Origin of the sequence: Flavobacterium tistrianum (assembly GCF_003254545.1) — a bacterium.
In the GTDB taxonomy this organism is placed as follows: domain Bacteria; phylum Bacteroidota; class Bacteroidia; order Flavobacteriales; family Flavobacteriaceae; genus Flavobacterium; species Flavobacterium tistrianum.
Genome location: NZ_QJRH01000073.1, coordinates 261204 through 287224 on the forward strand (window position 1 = coordinate 261204; position 26021 = coordinate 287224).

The 26021-nt window shown below is 35.2% G+C and carries 17 protein-coding genes; all 17 read left to right on the forward strand.

Annotated features, from left to right (window positions below; genetic code table 11):
* The first annotated feature begins 11 nt into the window (after positions 1-11).
* The 17 genes from DMB71_RS20225 to DMB71_RS20300 all read left to right on the forward strand — a co-directional run bounded on the left by DMB71_RS20225 (position 12) and on the right by DMB71_RS20300 (position 26015).
* Complete coding sequence (locus DMB71_RS20225) at positions 12-2186, forward strand: phage tail sheath C-terminal domain-containing protein (protein ID WP_111369333.1); 2175 nt, start codon at positions 12-14, stop codon at positions 2184-2186.
* Positions 2187-2213: 27 nt separating this feature from the next.
* On the forward strand, positions 2214-2642 hold the full coding sequence (locus tag DMB71_RS20230; RefSeq protein WP_008463601.1) for a phage tail protein: 429 nt from the start codon (positions 2214-2216) through the stop codon (positions 2640-2642).
* A 2-nt stretch (positions 2643-2644) separates the two neighbouring features.
* Complete coding sequence (locus tag DMB71_RS20235) at positions 2645-3091, forward strand: phage tail protein (protein WP_066034800.1); 447 nt, start codon at positions 2645-2647, stop codon at positions 3089-3091.
* Between the two features lie 7 nt (positions 3092-3098).
* Positions 3099-3263 carry a DUF5908 family protein gene (locus tag DMB71_RS22105; RefSeq protein WP_204251810.1) on the forward strand — a complete coding sequence of 55 codons (165 nt, stop codon included), beginning with the start codon at positions 3099-3101 and terminating at the stop codon, positions 3261-3263.
* A 1-nt stretch (position 3264) separates the two neighbouring features.
* Entirely contained in the window at positions 3265-3954 is a 690-nt protein-coding gene (locus DMB71_RS20240) for a CIS tube protein (RefSeq protein WP_066034801.1), read from the forward strand.
* Positions 3955-5700, forward strand: coding sequence for a type VI secretion system tip protein VgrG (gene vgrG / locus DMB71_RS20245; RefSeq protein WP_111369335.1), 1746 nt, complete (start codon positions 3955-3957; stop codon positions 5698-5700). It begins immediately after the preceding gene.
* Between the two features lie 63 nt (positions 5701-5763).
* Positions 5764-6054, forward strand: coding sequence for a PAAR domain-containing protein (locus DMB71_RS20250; protein WP_111369337.1), 291 nt, complete (start codon positions 5764-5766; stop codon positions 6052-6054).
* Between the two features lie 2 nt (positions 6055-6056).
* On the forward strand, positions 6057-6467 hold the full coding sequence (locus tag DMB71_RS20255; protein WP_111369339.1) for a GPW/gp25 family protein: 411 nt from the start codon (positions 6057-6059) through the stop codon (positions 6465-6467).
* Positions 6468-6480: 13 nt separating this feature from the next.
* On the forward strand, positions 6481-9903 hold the full coding sequence (locus tag DMB71_RS20260; protein ID WP_111369341.1) for a baseplate J/gp47 family protein: 3423 nt from the start codon (positions 6481-6483) through the stop codon (positions 9901-9903).
* Entirely contained in the window at positions 9891-12584 is a 2694-nt protein-coding gene (locus DMB71_RS20265) for a hypothetical protein (protein WP_111369343.1), read from the forward strand. The genes DMB71_RS20260 and DMB71_RS20265 overlap by 13 nt, the downstream gene beginning before the upstream one ends.
* A gap of 12 nt (positions 12585-12596) precedes the next feature.
* A complete protein-coding gene (locus tag DMB71_RS20270; protein WP_111369345.1) occupies positions 12597-16022 on the forward strand; it encodes a hypothetical protein in 3426 nt (1141 codons plus the stop codon).
* Positions 16006-17859, forward strand: a complete 1854-nt coding sequence (locus DMB71_RS20275) for a contractile injection system tape measure protein (RefSeq protein ID WP_111369347.1) — start codon at positions 16006-16008, stop codon at positions 17857-17859. Before DMB71_RS20270 ends, DMB71_RS20275 begins: the two co-directional genes overlap by 17 nt.
* A gap of 11 nt (positions 17860-17870) precedes the next feature.
* On the forward strand, positions 17871-18449 hold the full coding sequence (locus DMB71_RS20280) for a hypothetical protein (protein WP_111369349.1): 579 nt from the start codon (positions 17871-17873) through the stop codon (positions 18447-18449).
* Positions 18446-19273 (forward strand): DUF6734 family protein, encoded by an 828-nt coding sequence (locus DMB71_RS20285; RefSeq protein ID WP_111369351.1) that lies wholly within the window; start codon positions 18446-18448, stop codon positions 19271-19273. Before DMB71_RS20280 ends, DMB71_RS20285 begins: the two co-directional genes overlap by 4 nt.
* A gap of 11 nt (positions 19274-19284) precedes the next feature.
* The gene (locus tag DMB71_RS20290) at positions 19285-20145 is read left to right on the forward strand and encodes a DUF6734 family protein (protein ID WP_111369353.1); all 861 of its coding nucleotides are present in this window, start codon (positions 19285-19287) and stop codon (positions 20143-20145) included.
* Positions 20146-20184: 39 nt separating this feature from the next.
* Complete coding sequence (locus tag DMB71_RS20295; protein ID WP_111369355.1) at positions 20185-21744, forward strand: eCIS core domain-containing protein; 1560 nt, start codon at positions 20185-20187, stop codon at positions 21742-21744.
* Positions 21745-21746: 2 nt separating this feature from the next.
* Complete coding sequence (locus DMB71_RS20300) at positions 21747-26015, forward strand: eCIS core domain-containing protein (RefSeq protein ID WP_239453006.1); 4269 nt, start codon at positions 21747-21749, stop codon at positions 26013-26015.
* The last annotated feature ends 6 nt before the right edge of the window (positions 26016-26021 follow it).

A 26021-nucleotide genomic window follows, 5' to 3' on the forward strand; every position in this document is an offset into this window, starting at 1 on the left:
ACAATTCAATTATGGCAACAACTTACAAAACGCCTGGAGTATATGTTGAGGAAATCGTAAAGTTCCCTCCTTCTGTTGCCCAGGTAGAGACAGCGATTCCGTGTTTTATTGGCTATACTGAAAAAGCCACGAATAAGATTAATGGAGATTTGAAATTAAAACCAACAAGAATAACATCTCTTTTAGAATACGAGCGTTTTTTTGGCTTTGCAAAACCAGAAACTACAATTAGCGTCACCATTAATGATATAGTTGATAATGGCGCGACAACAAGATCTCTTGTTGTAAACCAACCGTCTAGCAGACAGCCTTTCTTGATGTATTACTCAATGCAATTGTTTTTTGCAAATGGCGGTGGCCCATGTTATATCATATCAGTTGGTCGTTATGGCGAAGATTTAGACGATGCAGATACAAAAGTAACGTCTATAAATGATAGTTCTCTGTTAAAAAAAGGTTTACTTGAATTAGAAAAAGTAGATGAACCTACACTTATCCTTTTTCCAGATGCTACTCAAGTAACTGGTATCAACGCAACTGATTTTTATGGTTTGTATAATGATGCCTTGGACCAATGTAGAAAACTGCAAGATAGATTTACAATTATTGATACGCTTAACTACGATGCTTCTAGCCCAACAGATACAAACGTTGATGATTTGAGAGGATCTATTAGTTCGGAGAAGGATACTTTAAAATATGGGGCTGCTTATTATCCGCATTTAGAAACTATTTTAGATTACAGATACAATCCAAGTGAAATTTTGATTAATCATTTTACTTCACCTGCACCAGACGCTATGTCAACTGTATTGAGCGATTTAACAAGTTCAAAAAATGCAATTGAACCACTAATCAGCAAATTAAAAACAGTTCCAGTATCAAATGATAATCTAACAGGAAGTATAGCCGAAGTTTTGAAGTTTATTGAATCAGCAGCAGGTTTTAACAATGCAGCGGCAACTGCAGCAGCAGAAGCAGTCATTACTGGAGGAGGAACACAAGCCGAGGCAGAAGCTGCAGCTGCAGCAACAGGAACTTTTACGACGGCAAAAAACAATGATTTTATACTTTTGTTAGAAACTTTGATAAAAGATCTCACCAATCTTATAGGAGAAAAAGAAAAAATTAAAAAAGCGGCGGCAGCAGCAATAGCTTCTGACGAAGAAGATCAAGCAACTAGAGACGATATTACAGCGGCTTTAAAAAATTTCACTGATCTTTTTGAATTATCCGATAAAATTGAAATCGTTAAAACCAATTTAGCTGATTTACTAGGAAAAGCAAAAGTAGCTAATACCAAAACAAAAATAACCGCTAATATTAAAGGAGCTGGAGGTGTTACGACTGTACTTTCTGAAATTCCAAAAATTTTGCATTTCACATCACCTACCTCAATTCTTGGCTTGCCGGCTGCTATCGTTTTTGATGTTGATCTTTTTGCGCCTATTCCAGCTCTTATTGATGCTATTAAGGCTGCTGTAACAGCTGCAAAACCGAAAGATTTAAATAACGGCGCAATGAATGGTCGCTTTTTGGCAGATATTACAGAACTTGATAACATCACTTACAATAAAATACTTTCCGAAATTTCTAATCTTTCAATTACGTTACCGCCAAGTTCTGCCATAGCAGGAATTTATGCAAGAGTAGATGGTGATCGTGGCGTATGGAAAGCACCTGCCAATGTTAGTTTGAACTATGTCATTGCTCCTACAGTAAAAATCACCAATAATATACAAGACGGATTGAATGTTGACACTGTCGCAGGTAAATCTATAAACGCTATCAGAACATTTACCGGTAAGGGAACCTTGGTTTGGGGGTCAAGAACCTTAGCCGGTAACGATAGTGAATGGCGTTATGTGCCCGTTCGCCGTTTCTTTAATATGGCCGAAGAATCTATTAAAAAAGCAACCGAACAGTTTGTTTTTGAACCTAACGACGCTAATACTTGGATCAGAGTAAGAGCTATGATTGAGAATTTCTTAATTCTTCAATGGAGAGCTGGAGCTTTGGCTGGGGCAAAACCCGAACAAGCATTTTACGTAAGAATCGGTCTGGGACAAACCATGTCTGCTATGGATATTTTAGACGGCAAAATGATTATCGAAATCGGTATGGCGGTAGTTCGTCCAGCTGAGTTTATCATTCTTCGTTTCTCTCACAAAATGCAGGAATCTTAATTAAAACATCATTAAAAAATATAAATCATGAGTTATCCGTTATCAAAGTTTCATTTCTCAGTTGACTGGGGTGGAACAAAAATAGGCTTTACAGAAGTTTCCGGATTAGATGTAGAAACTGAAGTTATTGAGTACCGTCAGGGCGCTAGTCCAGAGTACAGCAAAATCAAGATGCCTGGCATGCAAAAGTTCTCCAACATTACGATGAAAAGAGGCACTTTCAAAAGCGACAATGAATACTACGCTTGGTGGAATACGGTAAAACTAAACACCATCGAAAGAAGAGATATTACCATCAAATTACTTAACGAAGAACACGAACCAGTGATTACTTGGAAAGTAAAAAATGCGTGGCCTACAAAAGTGCAATCTACCGATTTAAAAGCTGATGGAAACGAAGTCGCGATCGAATCTATTGAATTGGTTCACGAAGGTTTATCTATTCAAAATGACTAATCATGGCTAATTATTATCCACCCGTAGGCTTTCATTTTCTAGTTGAATTTGATCAACTGGGTACAAAAGAAAAAGACCATCAATTTCAGTCGGTATCAGGGCTTTCTGTAGATCTTGAAACAGAAGAATTTGTTGAGGGTGGAGAAAACAGATTCAAACACAAGCTTCCTGTAAAAACCAAATATCCAAATTTGGTTTTAAAAAGAGGAATTCTTATTGATTCTGATGTAATTGAATGGTGCAGAAAAGCAATTGAAAACTTCGAATTTAAGCCCGTTGATTTAACGGTAAAACTCTTGAATCAAGATCACGAACCGTTAATGCACTGGAAAGTGGTACATGCTTATCCAGTAAAATGGGCTGTTGAAGATTTCAGTGCTTTAGAAAGCAAAATTGTTGTTGAAAGCTTTGAGCTTGCTTATAATCATTTCACCCTTCACAAAAAATAATATAGCGATGCCAATTGAAATCAAAGAGCTTCACATTAAAATAAATGTGAACGAAAGTCCAAGTTCGGGTACAAAACCAGCTTCGTCATCTTCTTCTGCTACAGAAAAAGATAATGTAGCTGAATGTGTCGAGCAAGTAATGAACATTATCGAACGAAAAAAAGAACGCTAATATGACAACTGGTGAATTAAAAAAACTGAAGATTATTGCCTATAGCGATCCACAGTTCAATAGTCCCATTTCGGATATTGAAGAGTTCGTTACTTTGATGAATCCCGAGAAATATACTTTTCATTACAAAATCGAGCAAGATACCACTCAAGCCGCTGGAACGAGCAGTCCTGCGCCAAGATTTACAGCAATTGCTCCAGAAGAACTAGAATTGGATTTTGTTTTTGACCGAACTGGTGTTATTGCTGGCAAAGAAAGTACCGAAAACGGTGTTATTGAAGACATTGAGCATTTTAGAAAAGTAATTTTAGAATATAATGGTACAGAACACAAGCCAAATTATTTGAAAATTGCTTGGGGAAGTCTGCTTTTTAAAGGATCTCTCACCGAAATGACCATTGAGTATAAACTTTTCAGGCCAGATGGAACACCTATCAGAGCTATTGCAAAAGGAAAATTCAAAGGAGTTGTTGAAGATGAATTAAGAGCCAAACAGCAAAACAATCAATCTCCTGATTTAACACACACTAGAACTGTAAAAGCGGGCGATACGCTTCCGTTAATGTCTTTTAAGATCTACGGCGATTCAAAATATTATCTCGAAGTAGCAAGAGCCAACAAGCTCATCAATTTCAGAAAATTAAAAATTGGTCAAAAAATATTTTTCCCTCCACTACAAAAACAACAGTAGATGAACAATAGCGACGTCATACAAACCAGTAAAAGTGCCGATTTAGTAACGCACAAATTGCTCATTGAGGGAACTGAGCTGTCTGGCGTTTACCAAGTAATGAACATTGTAGTTCATAATGAAGTGAACAGAATACCTATGGCGCAAATTGTTTTGACCGATGGAGATGCTGCTTCAAGAGATTTTAAGTTAAGCAATGAAGATTTGCTCATTCCAGGCAAAAAAATAGAAATCAAAGCGGGCTATCACAGTGACGAAGAAACTATTTACAAGGGAATCGTTGTAAAACATTCCATAAAAATAAAAGACAATGCGTCTCTGTTGATTGTAGAATGCAAAGATGAAGCCGTAAAAATGACTATCGGCAGAAAGAGCAAATATTTTTATGACGTAAAAGACAGTGATGCTTTTGAAGATATTATTGGCACTTACGGCTTGCAAAAAGATGTAGAAAGTACAAATTATAGCCACAAAGAGTTAGTGCAGTACAATACTTCTGACTGGGATTTTATTGTCTCACGTGCTCAGGCTAATGGAAAATTATGTTTTGTTGAAAATGGCAAAATCTCAGTAAAAAAACCAGATATAACTTCAGAATCAATTGAAACTATTGCTTTTGGTGCCACTATGCTAGACTTTGATGCTGAGATTGATGCTCGAAATCAGTTTGCCAAAGTTTCATCTTACAGCTGGAATGCATCCAATCAGGAATTATTAGAAATTGAAGCCAAAGATCCGAGTGTAAGCTTAAACGGAAATTTATCTGCTTCTGATTTATCAGACATTGTAAAATTGGAAAATTTAGAATTGCGACACGGCGGTCATGTTACTGATACCGAATTGCAAGATTGGGCCGATGCAAAACTATTATTTCAACAGCTGTCAAAAGTTCGCGGAAGAGTAAAATTTCAAGGTATTCCCGCAGTAAAACCCAACACCATTATCACCCTTGAAGGCGTTGGAGATCGCTTTAATGGCAAAGCTTACGTTACTGGAGTATTCCATGAAATAGCAAGCGGTAACTGGACTGTAAACGTGCAGTTTGGATTAAATCCTGAATGGTTTTCTGAAACGTATGATGTCAATACACCATCGGCTTCTGGAATTATTCCGTCCATAAAAGGACTTCATATTGGTATTGTAACCCAGCTTCAGGACGATCCTGATGGCGAAGACCGAATTTTGGTAAAAATTCCAATTATCAATAACGAAGAACAGGGAATTTGGTGCAGAGTCGCAGCTTTAGATGCAGGCGATAACAGAGGTACATTTTTTAGGCCCGAAATCGAAGATGAGGTGATTATTGGCTTCATCAATGAAGATCCTAATGATGCGATTGTTTTAGGAATGCTCCACAGCAGTGCAAAACCTGCTCCGCTAAAAGCATCTGACGATAACCATCAAAAAGGGATTTTTACAAGAAGCGAAATGAAAGTGCTCTTTGATGATGATAAAAAATCAATTGCCATTGAAACTCCAGCAGGAAAAAAAATAACGCTGGACGAAGACAAAGGATCTATAGTTGTTGAAGACGAAAATTCAAACGTGATTACCATTGACAGTGCAGGAATAAAAATGGAAAGCGCAGGTGATATTTCAATAAAAGCAACAGGCGATGTAAAAATTGAAGGCACCAATGTCAATCTAAAAGCTACCGCCCAATTTAAAGCCGAAGGAAGTGCTGGTGCAGAAATGTCATCGGCAGCAGTCGCGATTGTAAAAGGCAGCATTGTACAGATTAACTAACTCATCTTCTGTTTTCTATTACAAAACACTTAAATAAAAAGTTAATTATAAAAATAAGTAGTTATGGGAGCACCAGCAGCAAGAATTAACGACATGCATGTTTGCCCAATGGTAACGGGAACTGTGCCTCATGTCGGAGGACCAATATTACCTCCAGGTTCGCCTACAGTATTAATAGGCGGTCAACCTGCAGCTTGTTTAGGAGATATGATTGTTTGCACAGGACCACCAGATAGTATTATAGCTGGTTCAAGCACAGTGCTGATTGGAGGAAAACCAGCAGCAAGAATGGGAGATTCAACTGCGCATGGCGGAACGATCATATTAGGATGTCCAACCGTTATAATAGGCTAATTATGGAAAATAAAGAGGCTTTTTTAGGTACTGGATGGAGTTTTCCGCCAGAGTTCAAAAAAAACAATAAAGCGGTTGTAATGACATCTGACGAAGCTGACATCAAAAGCAGTCTGGAGATATTGCTTTCGACCAAAATTGGCGAACGCATTATGCTTCCTAGATACGGTTGCAATATGGATGAATTGCTTTTTGAAACATTAGACAGAACACTCAAAACTTATGTTTCAGAACTCATAAAAACGGCGATTTTATATTACGAACCGCGAATTGATGTTGAAAAAATCGACATCACACAAAGTGATGATTTAGAAGGAGAATTATTAGTCATAATCGATTACAGAATAAGAAGTACAAATTCAAGAAGCAATCTTGTTTATCCTTTTTACAAAGAAGAAGGCACTAATGTTTAAAAGTTTATAAGCGATGAGCACTAACAGCAGCCAAATAGACAATGTTATTTTTAAAAGAAATGGAGTTAACCAGGAAGAACGCTTTAGTGATGCATTAGAGCCTAGCAACCTAAAACTTCATGACTTTACTATTGAAGACTGGCTGTTATTTGCTTATAATTTTGCAAAAGAAGTCAACTTTTTTGACACGAATAACGATAAAAAACCAGAAGGAAATTGGCAGGAGTTTTTCAACTATTTTGGCTTTACAAAAGATACTATTCCAAAAAGAACGGAGAAAGAATATGCCACTTTAAAAGAAGACATCACTAAAACATTATCGACTGCCAAGATAAATCAAGACCTTACTCCTCACCTAACCTTGTTTTTGTGTTTCTTGAAGTTATTGGAATTATCTCAAAACAAACTTAATCTCATCACAAAAAAGCATTTAGATTTTTTCTATAAAGACATTCTTCAAATTGAAAAACTGCCAGCAAAAGCAGATAAAGTCAATATCATTTTTGAGCTGGCAAAAAAAGTCGCAGAAGAAAAAATCGCTGCAAACACAGAACTTGACGGAGGAAAAGATCCTGATGGCAAAAAATTAATATACAAAACCACAGAAGAATTTATTTCCAACAAAGCCAATATAGCGTATTTAAAAAGTGTATATAATGATATTGAACTTGGCGAAATAAAATACAGCGAAATCGCCAATTCTCTAGATGGAAAGGGCGAACCTTTAAAAGATGATGCTCCTTACTGGTTTCCTTTTGGATACACTTCCAAAGAAGAGAAATATCCAAAACTAGGCGATGCTAAACTAGGTTTCGCAATAGCTTCAGAATTATTTAATCTTAAAGAAGGTGAAAGAAACATTGCGGTCACGATTACTTTTGGTCAAAATTTAACTTTTAAGAGTCCATTTAGTGTAGAGGATCTTCTAGCCAATATTAGTATTTTATATAGCGGAAAAAAGGGATGGGTTGGCGGTTTTAAACCTAGCAGCGGTCTTCCTTTTAAAGCTGTAAATGTATCTTCAACCATTAGCGGCAACCAATTAAAATTGGTTTTCCAGATACCAAAAGATAATCCAGCAATTGTTAACTACGATCAGAAAGTTTTGGGCGAATTTTTCTCTACAGAACTTCCTGTAATTCGATTTTTAATCAATACGAAAGATAAAAAAGGACATACTCTTTTTAGAGCTTTAGTTATAAATACAGTAACTGCTATTGCCGTAAAAGTTGAGGTTAAGGATGTAAAATCTCTATTGTTAGAAAGTGATACAGGCTTGCTAAACGTAGCAAAACCTTTTTTCCCTTTTACAACTCAACCTGAAAAAAACAGTTCGTTTATCATAAACTATCCTGAAATCTTTTCTAAAAATTGGACTGACGCCTATATTAACATAAAGTGGAAAAACACTCCTATATCATTTGTAACTCATTATGCAGCTTATAAAGAAAGTTTCCTTGAAACCATAAGCAAACAGAGTTTTATTGATGCCATTTTCGTTAAGGACAGCGTTAAAAAAATAATGAATGCAAACCAGCCTGAAGATGGAATTGCTAAAAAAAATAATTCGGAAATAAAAGTTCCTCTGAAAATTAACGATGCAATAGAAGCTGTTGAAGAAACACCTGAACCACCTAAAATAGACCCTGATCATGGAATTGTTATAGAAAATTATTTTAAGGCAACCTTATCTGTCTTAGATAAAGAAGTTTGGGACGAACAAGATAAAACAGTCAATTTATTTGACGCTGATGATGAAGAAGATAATGCATTCGAATCAAATATCAATGTAAAAGGAGGCTATGAACTCGGCAAAAGCGGTCCTATTCGATTGACCTTAAATCAATCATTTTTACATTCATTATTTCCAAAAGTATATACTTTGGCCATAATGAATATAGAGAAAGAGTCTACAACTCCTATTCCAAATGAGCCTTACACGCCAGTTGTAGAAAGCATCAGTCTGGATTATTCTGCTGAGGAAAGTATTAATTTTCCTGAGGAAAACATTGATTTTACTCTTTCTGCCTACGAATCTAACCGAATAAAATTATTTCATGAAGCTCCTTTTGGCCAGCAGGAAGAACATCCTTACTTGAAACAGCAAGCCATCCATAAAGAAATTTTAGATCCTTCTACTCCAATTACCAATTGTCTGGTTCCTGATTATTGTAATGGAGGTGAATTTTATATCGGTCTTCGAGATGCCGAAATATCGCAGCAGATTTCATTATTGTTCCAAATATTAGAAGGAAGCGAAAACACCAGCGTTGACACTTTTACAGGAATACAAAAAGTAGAATGGTACATATTATGTGATAATTACTGGAAAAATCTTGACAAAGATATTTTAGCAAATGGCATCGACAACTTTTTAAAATCAGGTATCGTAAAATTTGGTATTCCAAAACAAGCGACCAATAACAATACGCTGTTTCCTGCCAATACCATTTGGGTAAAAGCAAAAATGCACAAAGCTTATGATGCTGTTTGTAAAGTGATTGATGTGAAAACTCAAGTTGTTACCGCGCAGTTTTTTGATAACAACAACAATTTAGCCCATTTAGACAGCACATTGCCTGCGAAAACAATATCTAAATTAATTACCAGAGTTCCGCAGATTAAAAGCATTGAACAGCCTTTTAATTCGTTTGACGGAAAACCATTAGAGTCAGATCCCTCATATTATCTGCGTGTTAGCGAACGCTTGCGCCACAAAAACAGAGCTATAACACTTTGGGATTATGAACATCTTATTTTACAGGAATTTCCAAATGTTTTTAGAGTAAAATGCCTTAACCATACTTTTATTTCAGGTACAGATACTTCGTTTTTAGCGCCGGGAAAAGTAACGTTGGTCGTAATTCCAGATATCGTAGACAAAAATGTATTCGATATTTATGAGCCAAGAGTAAGCACGGCCACATTAAACAGCATTGAGAGTTTTATTAATTCTAAAAACTCCATGTTAGTATCTGCAAAAGTCATTAATCCTGATTATGAAAAAGTTATAATAAAACTGAAGGTAAAGTTTTATCCAGAATACGATGAGAATTTCTATAAAAAACAGCTCAACGAAGATCTTATAAAATTTTTATCGCCTTGGGCATTTGACACTTCAAAACAAATCATTTTCGGAGTTGAACTGCAGCGCAGTGTTGTTATAGAATATATCGAAAATTTATATTACGTTGATTTTTTATCTATGCTGGAAATGGCAATATACATTGATAAAAAAACAAATAAGGAACAGCCTCAGCCATTAAAAGATACAGAAAACAATGAAGCCAATGTGCCTCTTTTAGATTTTCAAACCACGTTATCACCATCAAGCCCAAAGAATATCTTAGTCTCTGTTAAAAACCACATTATCAGCACCCAAATAGACACTTGCAAAAAAATAACCCCACAAGAACCTGAAAAATGTCAATACTAAACCAACATATCACCATTCCTAAAAAATCAGCATCAGAGGACGATTTGGATTTCTTTTACTTGAGAAAAAAAGGAATCGAATATATCGAGTCTTTCGGCAGTAAATTTTGGACTGATTTTAATGAGCATGACCCGGGTATTACGATGCTAGAAATGCTTTCTTATGCCATTTCAGATCTTGGCATGAGACTAAATCTTCCTATAGAAAATATATTAGCTTCTGATGACATTAATAAAGGCATTCCAAAACAGTTTTTTAAGGCTTCAGAAGTACTATCATCAAGTCCAGTAACACAAAATGATTATCGAAAACTATTTATAGACATAAAAGGAGTTCGAAACTGTTGGCTCGCCAAACATGAGAAAAAGGTTTATGTTGACTGCAAAAAAAATCAACTTTCTTATGACATTAAGGATTATGAAAATCTACCAGATAACTTAAGAAAATCTTTTGAGCTAAATGGTTTATATGATTTGTATGTAGATTTTGATAGTTCAAAACCATCAGAAATAGAAGCTGTTAAAGAAAAAATAAGAAAACAGTATCATGCAAATAGAAACCTTTGCGAAGATCTTGTAGACATCAAAAAAGTGGTTGATTACCCAATAAAAATATGCGCAGATATTGAAGTAAATACAGAAGCCGACGAAGAATTGGTTCATGCCAATGTTATACATGCTCTTGAAAGTTACTTATCTACAACGGTCAATTTTTATTCGCTAAAGCAAATGATTGACAAGGGGTATTCGACTCTGGAAATTTTTGATGGTCCTTCTTTAGAGAACGGTTTTATTGATACCAAAGAATTGCTTAAAGCCGATTTGAGAAACGAAGTGCGCCTTTCAGATATCATGAGAATAATCATGTCGGTGCCAGATGTGGTTCTGATTAAAGATATTTCTTTAGGAAATTGCGGTGGCGAAGACTTGGAAAACAAATGGCTTATCTGTCTTGCACCGTATCAAAAACCAGTTATTTGCGTAAAAAGCGTTTTCAATTACAACAAAGGATTATTGCCTTTGAATATCAATCAGGCTCAGGTAAAAATTTATTTAGATGCTATAAAAGCCGAAAAAGACAAAGCCACAACCAACGCCAGCCAGAATAAAGAATTAGAAATACCAAATGGCGAATATCTTAATACCGATTTTTATACCACGATACAAAATGATTTTCCTGAAACCTATGGTATTGGCGAAGTGGGTCTTCCAACGAGAGCATCTGTTGAACGAAAAGCTAAAGCAAAACAATTGAAAGGATATCTTTTGTTTTTTGATCAGATATTAGGAAGTTATTTTAAACAATTAGGTCAGGTAAGCGAATTGCTTTCGGTAAGCGGGAATTTGACTCGAACTCTCTTTACTCAAGTCGTAAAAGATATCGAAGGAGCAAATGAAATTGTAGACGGATATGATAATTACACTGACGACAGCATTACAGAACTGCTTTTTGACCAGCAGGACAATAATATCGAACGAAGAAATAAAATTTTAGACCATCTCTTGTCTCGTTTTGCAGAGAATTTCTCAGAATACGTTTTTGTCAATAAAACCATTTACGGCAACACTACAGATCAAGTCGTATTGCGAGACAAAGAAAACTTTTTGAAAGATTATAAAGTGGTAAGCAAAGAACGCGGGAATGCTTTTGATTATTACAAACAGCCCATCGCGAATTTATGGAATACGAATAATGTTTCAGGAGCAGAAAAAAGAATTTCGAGACTTATTGGCATTAAAGATTATAGTCGCAGAAATCTTTCCAATTCGTTTGTCCAGATGTACAATTTTATTGATTCAGACAATCAATCGGTTTATAGATGGCGTATTGTGGATACAAATAATGAAATTGTGCTTTCTTCTACCGCTGAATACTTTGACACTTCTGCTGCAAATAAAGAGCTTTATTTTGCTGTATTACAGATTATTCAGACTCGGGAATATAAAATTAAAGAGGCTTTTAAAAATGGCACAGTAACAGATTTATCTATCATCGATAATATTTTAATTCAGCAGTCAGATGCTGGGAAATATTCTTATGACATTATAAATCCTGACAAGAAAAATCCAGACCGCATTATTGCCCGCAGATTTGAATATTATACGAACCTTCAGGATTTAGAAAAATCGATTTTGGATTTGATTCACTTCATGAAAGAAGATTTTACCGAAGAAGGAATGTTTTTGGTAGAACACATGATGTTGCGTCCAGATGTAAATCAGATTACAGTAAATCCAGCTACTTTCATGCCTATCTGCGCCGAAGAGTGCGGTGACTGCGAACCCATAGATCCCTACTCTTACCGTGTGAGTGTTGTTCTGCCGGGATATACATTGCGATTTGCCAATACCGATTTTAGAAATTATATAGAAAAAATAATTAAAGAAGAATTGCCAGCTCATGTTTTAGCAAAAGTATGCTGGATTGGATATAGGGAAAAAGATGTGAAAGACCCCGCAGAAAACCAGTTGGTTCAGTTTGAAAAAACATACAAAGACTATTTAATCGCTAAAACAGATTTGAATCAAGAGCAGCCAGAACCACAATTAATCAGTTTTATTAAATCACTAACCAGTCTGGACAATGTTTACCCAACAGGACGACTGTTTGACTGCAGTGATGAAAACGAGCGATTGTCTGATAAAATTATACTAGGAAAAACAAATTTAGGATCACTATAAAAAACTATTGCCATGTCAGCAAAACTTTCAACAATAACAACACAATACCGACGATTCACAAAGAATCAGGTACTTACAGAAGGAAACCTTAATGAGGTTGTCGATTTTTTTGACGATCAGGATCGCCTATCGCGCGTTTACCTGAGTGGCGTTGGTATAGTTTGCGGACTTTATCCAACTTATAATGACGCTCAAAAAACGATTTCAATAACTCAAGGAAGTGGCATAACTACAGATGGTGATCTTTTTAAGTTATATCAGGCAGATGTATTGGGAAACAAAAAAATCGATTTTGATTCTAAAACATACACACACTGCAAAGTTTATGATAATAAAAAAGCGAATTACAAACCTTTTTTCTACGGTGGAGCAAACCAGCAATTGCCTCTTTTTGAACTCTTGACAGAAGACCAGCAAAAAAAAGAAAAAGATCTAAATTTTGCTTTAGCTCAATTTAAAGCAAACACAAGTTTTGAGCTTAAAGATGCTGTAATTCTTTTGTATTTAGAATCTTATGAAAAAGAGTCTGACCTTTGCGTAAGCCTTTCGTGCGACAATCAGGGATTGGAAATTGTTGGCAATTATAAAGTTTTAATTGTCAGCAAAGACGTCGCTAAAAAAATAATGAATTATGACAGTATGATTGGCAAAATCAATTATGTCAATTTATACCACACACTGCCAGACCTAAAATCGAACAGAATTGTACTAAAAAAAGAAGATTTTATTCATCTTGAAGCTTTAAAACAGACTTTTACAAAAGGAATTTTCAAGAACAATATTGTTAAAAAACTACAGGAAGGCTACAATAAACTGCTGACTGGCTTAAATATGCCGATAGTTTCAGATGTTATTCAAAAAAACATAACCGAACTATTTAATTTTGATGGAGATCCAATACTCCCTTCAGATTTTCAATATCGATACGATCTGCTTAACGATCTTGTGGACACTTACAACGAAACTAGAGCGCTTTTACTCAATTTAGAGGATAGTTACTGTTATCCTGATATTAATGCTTTTCCGAAACACTTAATGCTGGGCGAACTATTCAAATCAGAACCTTGCTTTCTATTTCGCCATGCTTTTTACAAATCGCCTTTGCTTACAAGTGAAAGTCTTACTCCTTGCAATGACTGCCTTGAAGACATTCCTAAAGATTCTGAAGAAGAAATAAAAATATGCTACGGCGAAAACACAGCCAGACAAAGAATGTACAGTCTTATTCTGAGAACTGCAGAATTATTAGAAAATTACAATACGTCGTATGATTTTATAAAAATTACACCTTCTCTGCAATTGGGTAAATTGGGCAAAAAAGCCATTCCTTTTTACAACAACGTAAACGATTCGCTTATTAAGGATTGGGATTTTGATAAAACCATTTTAGGGTTAGAAAAAAACAATGTCAGTTACCATGACGATTTATTGAATACTAAAAAACCGCTCGAAATACATCTTGACAGTGATTTTTATAGAATTGAAGGTCATCAGGGACGTAATTACAAAGAAGCACTAAAAGTAATCCAGCAAATTAGACTTGATAATGGTCTTGGATTCAACATAATGATATTATCAGTAAATGCAAATGAACTGGATAAAACTATCCAGAAATTCACCGAATATTACCTTAACAAAAATCATGGTTACGAGCATAAAGCAGGTGTAATTCCCGGAGGCACATTTATAATGATTTATCTGGAAGAAAAAGTGCCGTATTACTACTATTACAATACCCGCAAACCATCTTTAACAGGTGATTTTGAAAAATTCACAGAAGGAATTCCGATTTTAAATCCAATTGTTGCCGATTTTTCATTGCCTTATTTGTGTTGTGATGAAAACAATATAGGCCTTACTTTACCGGTAGATAAAATTTGCTTTGACAGCAAAACACTTCCTCTGCCTTTTAAAGTGTCTCCTTCTGGAGGTTTTGTAAAAGCCAATGTTAGACCTGATCAAAACGGAGGAATAACTGTAAATGAATATGGCGCACTTGTTTTTGACCCAAATTTAGTCAGCAAAGAGTTGATTGGCCAGCCGATAACCTTTACAGTCAACAATTTTGATACGGATTGTAAGATCACCATTTTCGAAAAACCAAAATTCGATTTTGCTGCTGTTCCTTCAAAATCTCCAGGAGCTGACGAAACCGAAATTACTTTTACCATAACTGGAGAAAATATTGAAGGAAATAAATTTACTTGGGATTTTGGAGACAAAACCGATTGGGTTACAGATGACAAAACCGAAATAACACATATCTACAAGTATAATAGCGAATCGCAAAAGAAATTCACATTTGATGTTACACTTTATGCAGACAATGGCAATTGCGATTTTAAAGTAACACATCCGGTGAGCTTTGAAATTCCAGATCCGAAAGTGCTGGTTGATGGCAAATTAGTAAACAAAATATCTTTTTGCCGAAACGATAAACCTGTAGAGCTTACACTAGAACCAAATGTAAAAGGAGCACAAATTTTAGGAGAAGGAGTTCAAGTCACATTCGGAGAAAAATTTATGTTTGTTCCAGACGCGGTATCTAAGGATGTCCAAACCTTAACCATTTTTATAGACGACAAACCATCCAATCTTACCATTACACTTTTAGATCTGCCTACTGCTAGTTTTAGTTACAATGTAGATGCTACAACAGGAATTCTAACATTAAACAACAATTCTATAAACGCCGTAACGTATACCTGGGAAATTAATAAGGAAGTAGTAAAAACAGATAAAAAAGAATCCATAACAAGACCAATTTCTTTATACAACGAATCTTCTATTTCTGTTTCATTAATTGCTGAAGGCAAATGTGGTTCGGTAACCGATGGACCAAGGTCAATTGAAATTAGAAAACCAGTTGAAGTAAATCCATGTCTTGACAATGCTGGTTTATTTATAAATAATTCACTTGTAACAATTTATAGTTTAAAAGAAACTTCTGTTATAAACAAATTCAACAAAGACACTATCAACTTTATTGCAGAAACTGAAAACAGACTGGTCGAAGTTCAAAAAAATCTAGAAAGCTACATTGCTGGCAAGTCAAATGCTATGCTGAATGAATTATTTAAACAAGAATATTTCAATTTTATATCGACAGTTGTGGCCTCTGCGATCAGACAGCAAAATCCAAATCAGATTGCTGCGGTCCAAACCCTTATATCGATAAACACTTCTTTGTTTTATACGATTTTGAGATGCCAAGATCCGGAAACACTGAAAGCATCAGAAAAACAGATTATCCCAACAGAACTACTTTTCAATAATTTATTTAAAAGTTTCGTCGAAATAAAATTCAACACCGATCAAGATGGATCATTGAAAGAGTTTTTGACAAGCATGCAAAAGATATTTCTAAAAATCGATTTTATAATATCCGCATTAAACATACAACTAGAAGCCCTTACAGCTAGTGCAAAACTTAAATAAACATATCATCAGTAAAGTTTTCCTTGAGATAAATACCAATTCTAAAGAGAAAGGATATTATCTCAAGGACAATATTGATGCGTTTTTGCAAAAAGAAGTATTCACGCTTTTAGAAAATTATTTTAACGAAGTCGATTCAAAAAATCCTTCATGCAGCATACAATTAGACAAACTCAACCTTGACATTACTATAAATCAAAATTTAGATTTCGAAAATTTCAAAGAGCAAATCCTAAAAAGAATCACTCAAGAAGTTGAAGAAGTTTTTGAAAGAGAAGAAAAAAACATTGAAGGGTATAAACTCATTAAACCGCAAGAAAAAGAAATAGAAAGCTTTTTTCATTTTCTAGAAACTGGCACAAATGTTTGGTGGGCAACTTTAGATAATGACTTTAAAGCATTTGAAGACAAAACGTTTAGCGAAATCTTAAACAATGAAAGCTTTTCTTTTAAATGGAAAAATGCATTCCAAAAACCAATTGTGAGAACACGATTTATAAAGCAATTTAGCGACACCCAAATCATAAACGTCATTAAAAAAGGGATATTCCTCAAAAAAAACAGCGCCGATAGCAGAGCAAAAATAACCTGCATTGAATCAATACAAAAACATATTGAAACCAATTTTGTCAAAAATCAACTGATTCCAAATCAAAGATTCTTGATGTGGGAAATAGTTCTTTTAAGCCTTTTGGAGATAAACAGCACGAATAATTCAATTGTCAAACAAAAGCTTTTCAGATTGATTTTAAGCGTATTTGAATTCCATAAAAAAAACATCTTTCTAAAACACAAAGAGCTTTTTATAAAAGAAATTGAAAATCAGATCAAAAACCAAAACGAACTGGAATTACTGGCAAATTTTGATGCTATTGTTTCGATTATCGAAAAAAAACTAAACCAAGTTATTTTAAAAGGAAAAGAAACAAATTTAAATACTGCCTCAAATGATCAAGTTACTATAAAAACTGAGACAGAGTTAAAAAATGCAAGAGAAGCAGAAATTCAAGCAAAAATTGAAAATGAGGCGAAAGTTGAAAGTGAGACAGAAACGAAAAATGCAAAGAAAACAGAAAATCTGACAGAAGCAGAAAACGACGCAAAAACAGAATCAGAGAAAAATCAGGAAAACAATGAAAATCTAGCGCAAGATCAGAGTTCTATTTTGTTTAAAAGCAAAGATACTACTATTATCGATGGTAATAAAAGTAGCGAGAGCCTGTCAAATAAATCAAAAGAAGAAACTCCTGACACTCACGAAAGAGCAATTGATAAAAAGGATCCTTCTTTGGAGAAAGAAAAAGTCAAAAACGAAGACCGATTTGATGAGAATGACATTATTAGCGAATCATATGTTGACAATGCAGGTCTAGTATTAATTCATCCCTTTCTAAAATCTCTTTTTGAAAATTGCAAACTGCTCAATAAAGACAATACTATAAATGATCCTGAAGTTGCCGCACATCTCTTGCATTATGCAGCAACAGGAAAAGAACAGGATTATGAAAATGCTATGGTCTTCGAAAAGTTTTTATGCAATATTCCGATAGCCGAACCTATTGAAAGAAACATTGTTCTCTCTGAAGAAATGAAAAAAGAAGCCTTCACAATGCTGCAAGCTGTTTTAAGCAATTGGGATATCATGAAAAAATCATCGGCAGAATTGCTTCAAAACGAATTCTTGCAACGCCCGGGGAAATTAGATATTAATGGTGACGAAAGTCCTGTAATCACCATGGAGCGAAAAACACAAGATATTTTGCTAGACAAATTAAACTGGAATTTGAGCATCATCAAATTAGCTTGGAAAAAACGAATCATATATGTTAACTGGTAAATATTAGAAATATGAATATTGATAACACCTCTTTTTTAGAATACGACAAAAAAAATATTCGCAGCCTTCAGCAAATGGCTTTAGAGTTTTTATTCAATAATGTAAATCTTTCTAAAGTAGTCTTTTGCGGAGGTGTTGCAGACTATCTCAATCTTCGCGAGTATTATGATATTGCCATTAATGACATAGATCTGATTTTTGAAAACGAACTGGATTTACAGCCCATGATCAGCAAATTAGAAACCAAAAGATATCTCTCTAAATATTATAAAACAAAAAATGGAGAAGCGCTGGTTCATATTTTCAGAGTTGGAGAAAATTCAATTAATATAGACAGCTTTCAAAGAGATTTTTCTAATTCAACCTATATACAATCGCCTTTGTTAGGAAAAATGGTCTGGCATACTTCATTTGATGAAAGCAAAAAAAATCATAACACAGAAATACATCTCAATACATCAGAAGTTAAAGGTGTCGATTATCAGTGGAAACGATTGTATAAGCACAGCCGAAAAGCTTCTTTGTACAACAATGTAACTTTTCTGGAAGAGAAAAACTTAATTCATACGATCAAAAAAAATATTTTATGAAGGAAGAGCCTAGAATAATTTACAGCTTAGATGCATTTCCTATCAGTAATAATCGATGGAATGAAGGCAATAAATTTAAAGAAACGATTTATTCTACTGCTCTAAGCATACTATACAGCCATTTGTGGTATAAGGACATTGAACTTTATGCTGACGAAACGGCGTATAAGTTTCTGTATATGCTTCCTTGCAGAGTGACTAAAATTAGCAGCAATAAAGATGCTGTTATTTGGATGAAATCGAAGATTGATGTTATGGAAAAACAAACTAAACCTTTTATTCATCTTGATAATGATGCCTTTATAAAGAAAAAAATAAATTTTGATTTTGATAAAGTGATTGTTGAACAGAATGATTACGAACTGTACGGTATGTATCAATATCGCTTGGATTTCTTTAATAAATATACTCAGGATTTAGATTATTGGAAACCAGATTTAGGATATGCATTCAATTGTGGTGTATTAGGTTTTAGAGACTTAGAACTTCGGGATCAGTTTTTAAAAGCCTATTATGCTTTAGAAGAAATTTTTATAAAAAATAATAATCCAGGAATAACAAGAATAGAACCTTGCATTGTTTTGGAGCAATATAATCTGGCTGCATTATTACATCATAAAAATATCAAACCGACATTATTGCTCTGGAAAAAAAACTTGTTCGAAAACAGCCAACTGGCAGATAGAATTGGTTATACGCACATTGCTGGTCAAAAAAAATACAGGATTGACATTGTTCAGGAAATAGAAAATAGGCTTTCTAAACTCTTTCCGCATTGGTACAAAGAAGTAAAGAATGCTTTAGAGAAAGAAGGCATAGCATAAAATAAAACGATATGAAACAACGACACAAGATGATTTACAGCCTTGATGTGCTTCCTATAATACATAACAGATGGAATATGGGAGATAAACTTAGAGAAACTGTCTACATGACTGCTCTAAGTGTATTATATAGCCATCTGTGGTATGACGAGATTGAGCTTTATGTAGATGAAATAGGCTATAAATTCCTGTATATGCTTCCTTGTGCCGTTACCAAAGTGCAAAACGAAAACAGAATTGAGCTTTGGATGAAATCGAAAATTAAGGCTATGGAACTGCAAACCACACCGTTTGTTCACATAGACACCGACATATTTATTAAGAAAAAAATTGAATTTAGTTTCGATGATGTTATTGTAGAGCGCAAAGAAGATACTTATGAAATCCATTATAAGAAACAGGTAGAGTTTTTTAATAGATACACTAAAAATCTTCCTTATTTGCATAACAATCTGGGCTATTCTTATAACTGCGGCATATTTGGTTTTAACGATCTCAAGCTCCGCGATGAATTTATAAAAAGCTACTATGACTTGGAGAAAATATATATAGAAAACCACGAAAGCTTTACTGAATTAAAACAAGAAGGTTATGAAACCTGCATTTTAATTGAACAATATACCCTTGCATCTCTATTGAATTATAAAAACAATAATCCGACAATGCTTTTGAAAGGTGACAATCTAACCGAACAAGGAAAACATGCCGATACTATTGGGTATTCTCATTTTTTTGGAATGAAAAAATATGACAAATATGTTGTTGATGAAATTGAACTTCGTCTCTCTAAAATATTTCCGTACTGGTATAAGCAAATAAAAAATGCATTAGAGAAAGAAGGTGTTATTGCGAATAATCTGCAGTTTGTTTAGTGAAACAAATTAGTATTTCAAAACGGAAAAATAACAATCATGAGAGAATTTGAACAAAAGAAAATAGCCAATCACTCCTCTTCTACTTTTTTTGGGCCAAAAGTTCAAAAGAAACTAACTACGGGCGCTGTAGGAGACAAATATGAAGTAGAAGCCGACAATGTAGCTGATAAAGTAGTGAACAAACGTAAAACTGGAGGTTTACTGCAATCGAGAAGTGAAGAAGCTGTACAGCAAAAACCTATTGCGGAAAGCATATCGACAGTTCAAAAAAAGGACTTAGCACAGGAACAGCCTCTGCAAAAAAAGGGAGAAAAAGAAGAAGATAAAAAAGTCCAAAAGAAATCGGATAAGGAAGAAGACAAAAAAGTACAGAAAAAAGGCGAAAAAGAGGAAGACAAAAAAGTCCAAAAGAAATCGGATAAGGAAGAAGATAAAAAAGTTCAGAAAAAGGGAGAAAAAGAAGAAGACAAAAAGGTTCAAAAGAAATCGGATAAGGAAGAAGACAAGAAAGTACAGAAAAAATGTGCGGAATGTGAAAACGAAGAAAAAAAGGCTCAGAAAAAAGAAGAAAAATCGGTTCAAGCAAAACTAAAAGAATCGAACTCAGTTGACGAAAACGTCGAAAGTAATCTCAACAGCTCAAAAGGTGGCGGCAATACCATGGACAAAAACACAAAGCGTGAAATGGAATCGGGTTTTGGAGCCGATTTTAGCGGTGTAAACATTCACACCGACAGCAGAGCTGTTCAAATGAGCGAAGAATTGGGCGCACAAGCTTTCACACATGGCAATGATGTTTATTTCAACAAAGGAAAATACAATCCAGAATCCAAAGAAGGTAAGCATCTGCTGGCACATGAACTCACGCATACGATTCAGCAGACTGGATCCAAACAAAAATCAGGAACAATACAAAAATCATCAATAGAAAACCATTCTGAAGATCTACACGCAGAGAGACCTGAAAATCCACAGTTTAAAGGCAATCCTCCGTTGGAAAAAGCTAATGATAATCAGATGCTTATTTCTACTGGTCAAAAAGGACAATATGTTTCAGAATTACAGCAAGGTCTAATGAAAGCAGGTCAAAGTTTACCAAAATTTGGAGCAGACGGCGATTTTGGAAGCGAAACACGAAATGCAGTAATCGGCTTTCAAGCAGAAAATGGTTTAAATAAAATTGACGGTATTGTGGGACCGGAAACTATAGGAGCTTTAGACAATAAACTTGTGGGACAAAAAGGTGGTGGTGATAATTGTTGCGGTGAAGCATTTCAATTACCTCAAAATAATAACGAATTTAATATTAATGATTCCGTTATGTCTTCCTCAACTTTCTGTTCAAAAGGCAATTTTAAAATAACATCTACTGCAAATTGGGTTACTCCACATAATGCAAAACATTACAATATACTCTTGACTGCCATACAAGGAGGAACAATTCATAAAACTGGCAGAAGATATGATGTTGGCAAAACAGAGACACAATCATTTGCTGTAAAAACCAAAGATTGCATCTTCTTTAAAGTAGAAGTTCAAGTAATTAATCCTGGAGGTAGTCCAAATTTAAAAGGAAGTTTTAATGTAACCAATTAGAGATGCCGGCATTCAAGCAAATATCAAAATCAAATCCTTCACATTCCTCGTCAAATCATGACAAAGGGAAGGATTCTTTCTTTGGTATTCAGGCAAAATTGAATATAGGAAAATCTAACGATAAATTTGAAGTAGAAGCCGACAGAGTCGCAGACCATGTGGTGGCAAATAAACAAACGCCAAAAGCAGACTCTTTCTTTTCTCCGTCGCCAGTAGTGCAAAAGAAATTGGCGCGAAATGCTCAAAAACAAGAAGAGAAAAATAAAGAAGTACAGCAAAAAACTGCTGCGCAAACCATAACACCTGTTGTACAGCTCAAAACAGATTTAATCCAAAACAAACTTGATTCTAGAGTAACGGAAAAACGAGAAGCTAATCCTGCTTTTTCTGGATCAAAATCATTAATTCAGCGTAAGCAAGAAGATAAAGTCCAGAAAAAAGAAGAAACAGTTCAAAATAAAAAAGAAGTCAAAAAACCAGAAACGGTTTCAAAAAGCACTCCATCAATCAAACCTTTAATTCAAAATAAAGGTGAAGAAGAAAATGTACAGCAGAAAAAAGAAGAAGAGAAACAAAATTCAGACGAAGAAAAACAACTGCAAAAAAGTGCCGCTGGCGATGCCAATCCTACCGATAATTCAAATATCGAGTCCAAACTAAACAGCAGTAAAGGTGGAGGTTCTCCTCTATCAGGAAAAGTAAAAACCGAAATGGAATCTGGCATTGGAGCCGATTTCAGCAATGTCCGCATACACAATGATTCTAATGCTGTTCAAATGAATAAGCATTTAGGTGCTCAGGCTTTTGCAACTGGAAACAATATTTATTTTAACGAAGGAAAATACAATCCAAATTCGAAGGAAGGCAAACATTTGCTTGCGCACGAATTAACGCATACCGTACAGCAAGGAGCGGCAATTAGAAAAAAACCCGAACCTATCTCCCCTGCTCCCGAAATGGTTCAAGGTTCGTTCCTCGATTTGGTTCCCGACTGGATCATTGATGGTGCACGACACGTTCCAGGTTACACCCTATTTACTGTTATTATCGGTTACGATCCTTTACGACAAGTTGATGTAGAGCGAACTCCAATTAATCTCGTTGAAGGCTTAATGGGGCTTATTCCGTTTGGAACTGCCATATTTGACAAGCTTCAGGAATATGGAATTTTACAGCAGGTTTTTGACTGGGTAGAAGGAAAATTAGGAGAACTGGGACTAACAATTGACAGTATTCTTGATTTGGTTGAAGAAGTTTGGGATGAGGTATCATTTCCTTTTACAGGCATAATTGATTTAGTTACAGAAAAATTCAATGAAGTTGTTAATCGAATAACTTCTTTTGTAAGCGCAACAGTTGATCAGGTAATTACTTGGATTAAAGAAGCTTTGATTAATGTTGCTGAACCTTTATTGGCAGAAAACAAAGCTTGGTCATTAATCAAAAAAATAATCAAGTATGATCCGTTACGCGACGAGGCAGTAAATGCAACAACGGTAGAAATATTAGAAGATTTCTTAATCCTGATAGACAAACAAACTGAGCTTGAGCAAATGCGCGAAAAAGGCACGCTTCAAAAAACTGCTGATTGGCTTGATACTCAGGTAGGAACTTTTAATTCTTTATTAGGTGAACTTCGCGGACTTATCACCGCAGCTTGGGATGCAATTCAGCCATCCAATTTGGTCAATATTGCAGATAATCTATCTGCGCTTGCCACTCAAGCTGGAGACTTCCTGCAAAGAGTTTGGGATTTTGCTTCGGGCGTGGCGCTAAAAGTATTAGAACTTGTTAAGGAGTCACTATTAGGATGGCTTTCCGCTCAGGCCGCTACCGTAAGAGGATATTCGCTTGTAAAAGTAATTATCGGAAAAGATCCTTTTACACAAGAAGTTGTACCTCGCACAGTTCCAAATATGATAAGAGGTTTCATGAGCCTTATGGATGGCGGAGAAGAACAATATGCACAAATGGTGGAATCTGGCGCAATAGCCAGAATTGCAGGCGAAATTGAAGCGGCAGTAGAGACGCTCAACATGACGCCACAATCTATTATACAGCTCTTTACCGATATTTGGGATTCTATGTCTATTGATGACCTTATTCATCCAATAGATGCCTTCATGAGAATCATCGAGAAATTTGGAGAACCTATTGGCCGATTAATTGCTTTTGTGGCAGAAATTGTTAGAATCGTTATTATGGCCATTCTCGAAATAATGAATTTCCCATTCGATCTCATCGGAAATATCATTACAAGAGCTTTAGAAGCTATTGATGACATTAAAAAAGATCCAATTGGTTTCTTAAAAAATATACTGCGAGCGCTTAAACAAGGATTCGTACAATTCTTTGACAATATCGTTACCCATTTAATCAATGGTGTAACAGGCTGGCTAATGAGCGAGCTAAAAGATGCTAATATTCCAGTTCTAACTGATTTCTCTCTACGCGGTGTTATTACCTGGATTATGGAAGTGCTGAATATCTCCATGGAAAGAATTTGGGAAAAACTAGCCGCACATCCGCGTATTGGTCCTGCAAGAGTAGCTAGAATTCGTAGCATGATTAATACGCTCGAAGGTATCTGGACATTCATCAAAGATGTTCAAGAACGCGGTATGGCAGCCATTTGGGACAAAATACAAGAACAGCTAAGCAATTTATGGAATACCGTTCTAGATGCCGTGAAAAACTTTGTCATGGAACGTATTGTCAATAGAATTACCGCTAGACTTTTAAGCATGTTAGACCCAACGGGAATCATGGCTGTTATAAACGGTGCTATGGCATTCTTTAATGCGATTCAAAGTTTTATAAAATACTTGCGTGAAATGCTCGAAGTGGTCAATTCGTTTGTCAATGGTGTAGCTGATTTAGCTCGAGGAAATGTTGCCACAGCTGCGGATTATCTAGAAAGAACCATGGGACAAGCTATGCCTGTTGTAATAGGCTTCTTGGCCAATCAAGTTGGTTTAACTGGTATTGGAGCAAGAGTTGGCGAAATGCTTATTGCTGTCCGCCAGATGGTTGATGAGGCATTGACATGGCTGGTAAACAGAGCTGTAGATACAGGAATGGCATTGTTAGACAGAGCTATGGCAATGGGTGCAAGTGTAAGAGATGCTATTTTGGGATGGCTCGGAATACGAAAAGAATTTGTTGCTGATAATGGAGAAAATCATACTTTATATTTTACGGGAGATGAAAATGCGCCTGTTTTAACTATAGCTAGTAATCCAACAGCATTTACAACATTTATAACTTCAGTTGATGTTGGTAATGATCCTGTGAAAACAAATTCTAAAGCTCAAGCCTTAATTATTGCTGGGCAAATTGATGCTAAAAAGAGAGAATCTGTTGCTGCACCAACTCCTGCGGAAGAAAATGCAAATAGCGAAAGAAAAAAACGAGAACTTGAGGCCTTATTAAACCAACTAAGTAATCATGCAAAATCTCTTTTTGGTGTATCGGATGCTGAATTACCCGAATCTGTAATTGATCAACAACAAGAAAGCAAAGGCGGAGATATCGTCGCTAAAAAAATGACCGCATCCATACTTACAAAAAAAGGTCCCGAAGGCTCAGAACCTACACAAAGAAGTCATGCTTTATTTGACAAACTTGCCAAACGCAAAAATGGAGGAAGTAGCTATTACATTAGAGGTCATTTATTAAATCATAACACACATGGCCCTGGAACATGGGAAAACATGACTCCATTGTCAAGAGAAGGAAACAGTGCACATGAAGGATCTGTAGAGTCACTTGTTAAAGCAGCTGTTCAATCAGGAGCAATAGTTTTTTACTCTGTCGAACCAAAAAATTATATTGGAAACTTAAATACGCCAAATGATGCAGATCCTACAATTAAAGAAATTAGAGAAGCAGAACAGTTTGTACCGAGAACTTTAGATTGTAAAGCTGTATTACTTGAAAAAAATGGAAATAATTATACTGAAAAAGCCGGAGGTAATATTGCTACACTTTCTGTAAATAATCCGGTTGACACAAATATTAATTCATACGAAATAAGCACTACAAGCAGAGCAAGAGTTAGCATAATAAATAGTTCAATAGATGATCTAGTAAACAATACCATTGGAATTAGAAGCGGAACTATGACTGCTATCCAAAATAAAGCAAAAACCATTGCAAACCTTAGATTATATAATCAAATAAAAGACGAATTTCCTGACACACCTGAAAATGCGGTTATTAGAGCTGCCATTAACTCGCTTCAAGAATTATCAAATGTTGTTATTAATTAAAAGAAT

What these genes read in the sequence shown, in the direction of transcription:
- DMB71_RS20225 (WP_111369333.1), top strand. Translation starts at nt 12, where the DNA reads ATGGCAACAACTTACAAAACGCCTGGAGTATATGTTGAGGAAATCGTA.
- DMB71_RS20230 (WP_008463601.1), top strand. Translation starts at nt 2,214, where the DNA reads ATGAGTTATCCGTTATCAAAGTTTCATTTCTCAGTTGACTGGGGTGGA.
- DMB71_RS20235 (WP_066034800.1), top strand. Translation starts at nt 2,645, where the DNA reads ATGGCTAATTATTATCCACCCGTAGGCTTTCATTTTCTAGTTGAATTT.
- DMB71_RS22105 (WP_204251810.1), top strand. Translation starts at nt 3,099, where the DNA reads ATGCCAATTGAAATCAAAGAGCTTCACATTAAAATAAATGTGAACGAA.
- DMB71_RS20240 (WP_066034801.1), top strand. Translation starts at nt 3,265, where the DNA reads ATGACAACTGGTGAATTAAAAAAACTGAAGATTATTGCCTATAGCGAT.
- vgrG (WP_111369335.1), top strand. Translation starts at nt 3,955, where the DNA reads ATGAACAATAGCGACGTCATACAAACCAGTAAAAGTGCCGATTTAGTA.
- DMB71_RS20250 (WP_111369337.1), top strand. Translation starts at nt 5,764, where the DNA reads ATGGGAGCACCAGCAGCAAGAATTAACGACATGCATGTTTGCCCAATG.
- DMB71_RS20255 (WP_111369339.1), top strand. Translation starts at nt 6,057, where the DNA reads ATGGAAAATAAAGAGGCTTTTTTAGGTACTGGATGGAGTTTTCCGCCA.
- DMB71_RS20260 (WP_111369341.1), top strand. Translation starts at nt 6,481, where the DNA reads ATGAGCACTAACAGCAGCCAAATAGACAATGTTATTTTTAAAAGAAAT.
- DMB71_RS20265 (WP_111369343.1), top strand. Translation starts at nt 9,891, where the DNA reads ATGTCAATACTAAACCAACATATCACCATTCCTAAAAAATCAGCATCA.
- DMB71_RS20270 (WP_111369345.1), top strand. Translation starts at nt 12,597, where the DNA reads ATGTCAGCAAAACTTTCAACAATAACAACACAATACCGACGATTCACA.
- DMB71_RS20280 (WP_111369349.1), top strand. Translation starts at nt 17,871, where the DNA reads ATGAATATTGATAACACCTCTTTTTTAGAATACGACAAAAAAAATATT.
- DMB71_RS20285 (WP_111369351.1), top strand. Translation starts at nt 18,446, where the DNA reads ATGAAGGAAGAGCCTAGAATAATTTACAGCTTAGATGCATTTCCTATC.
- DMB71_RS20290 (WP_111369353.1), top strand. Translation starts at nt 19,285, where the DNA reads ATGAAACAACGACACAAGATGATTTACAGCCTTGATGTGCTTCCTATA.
- DMB71_RS20295 (WP_111369355.1), top strand. Translation starts at nt 20,185, where the DNA reads ATGAGAGAATTTGAACAAAAGAAAATAGCCAATCACTCCTCTTCTACT.
- DMB71_RS20300 (WP_239453006.1), top strand. Translation starts at nt 21,747, where the DNA reads ATGCCGGCATTCAAGCAAATATCAAAATCAAATCCTTCACATTCCTCG.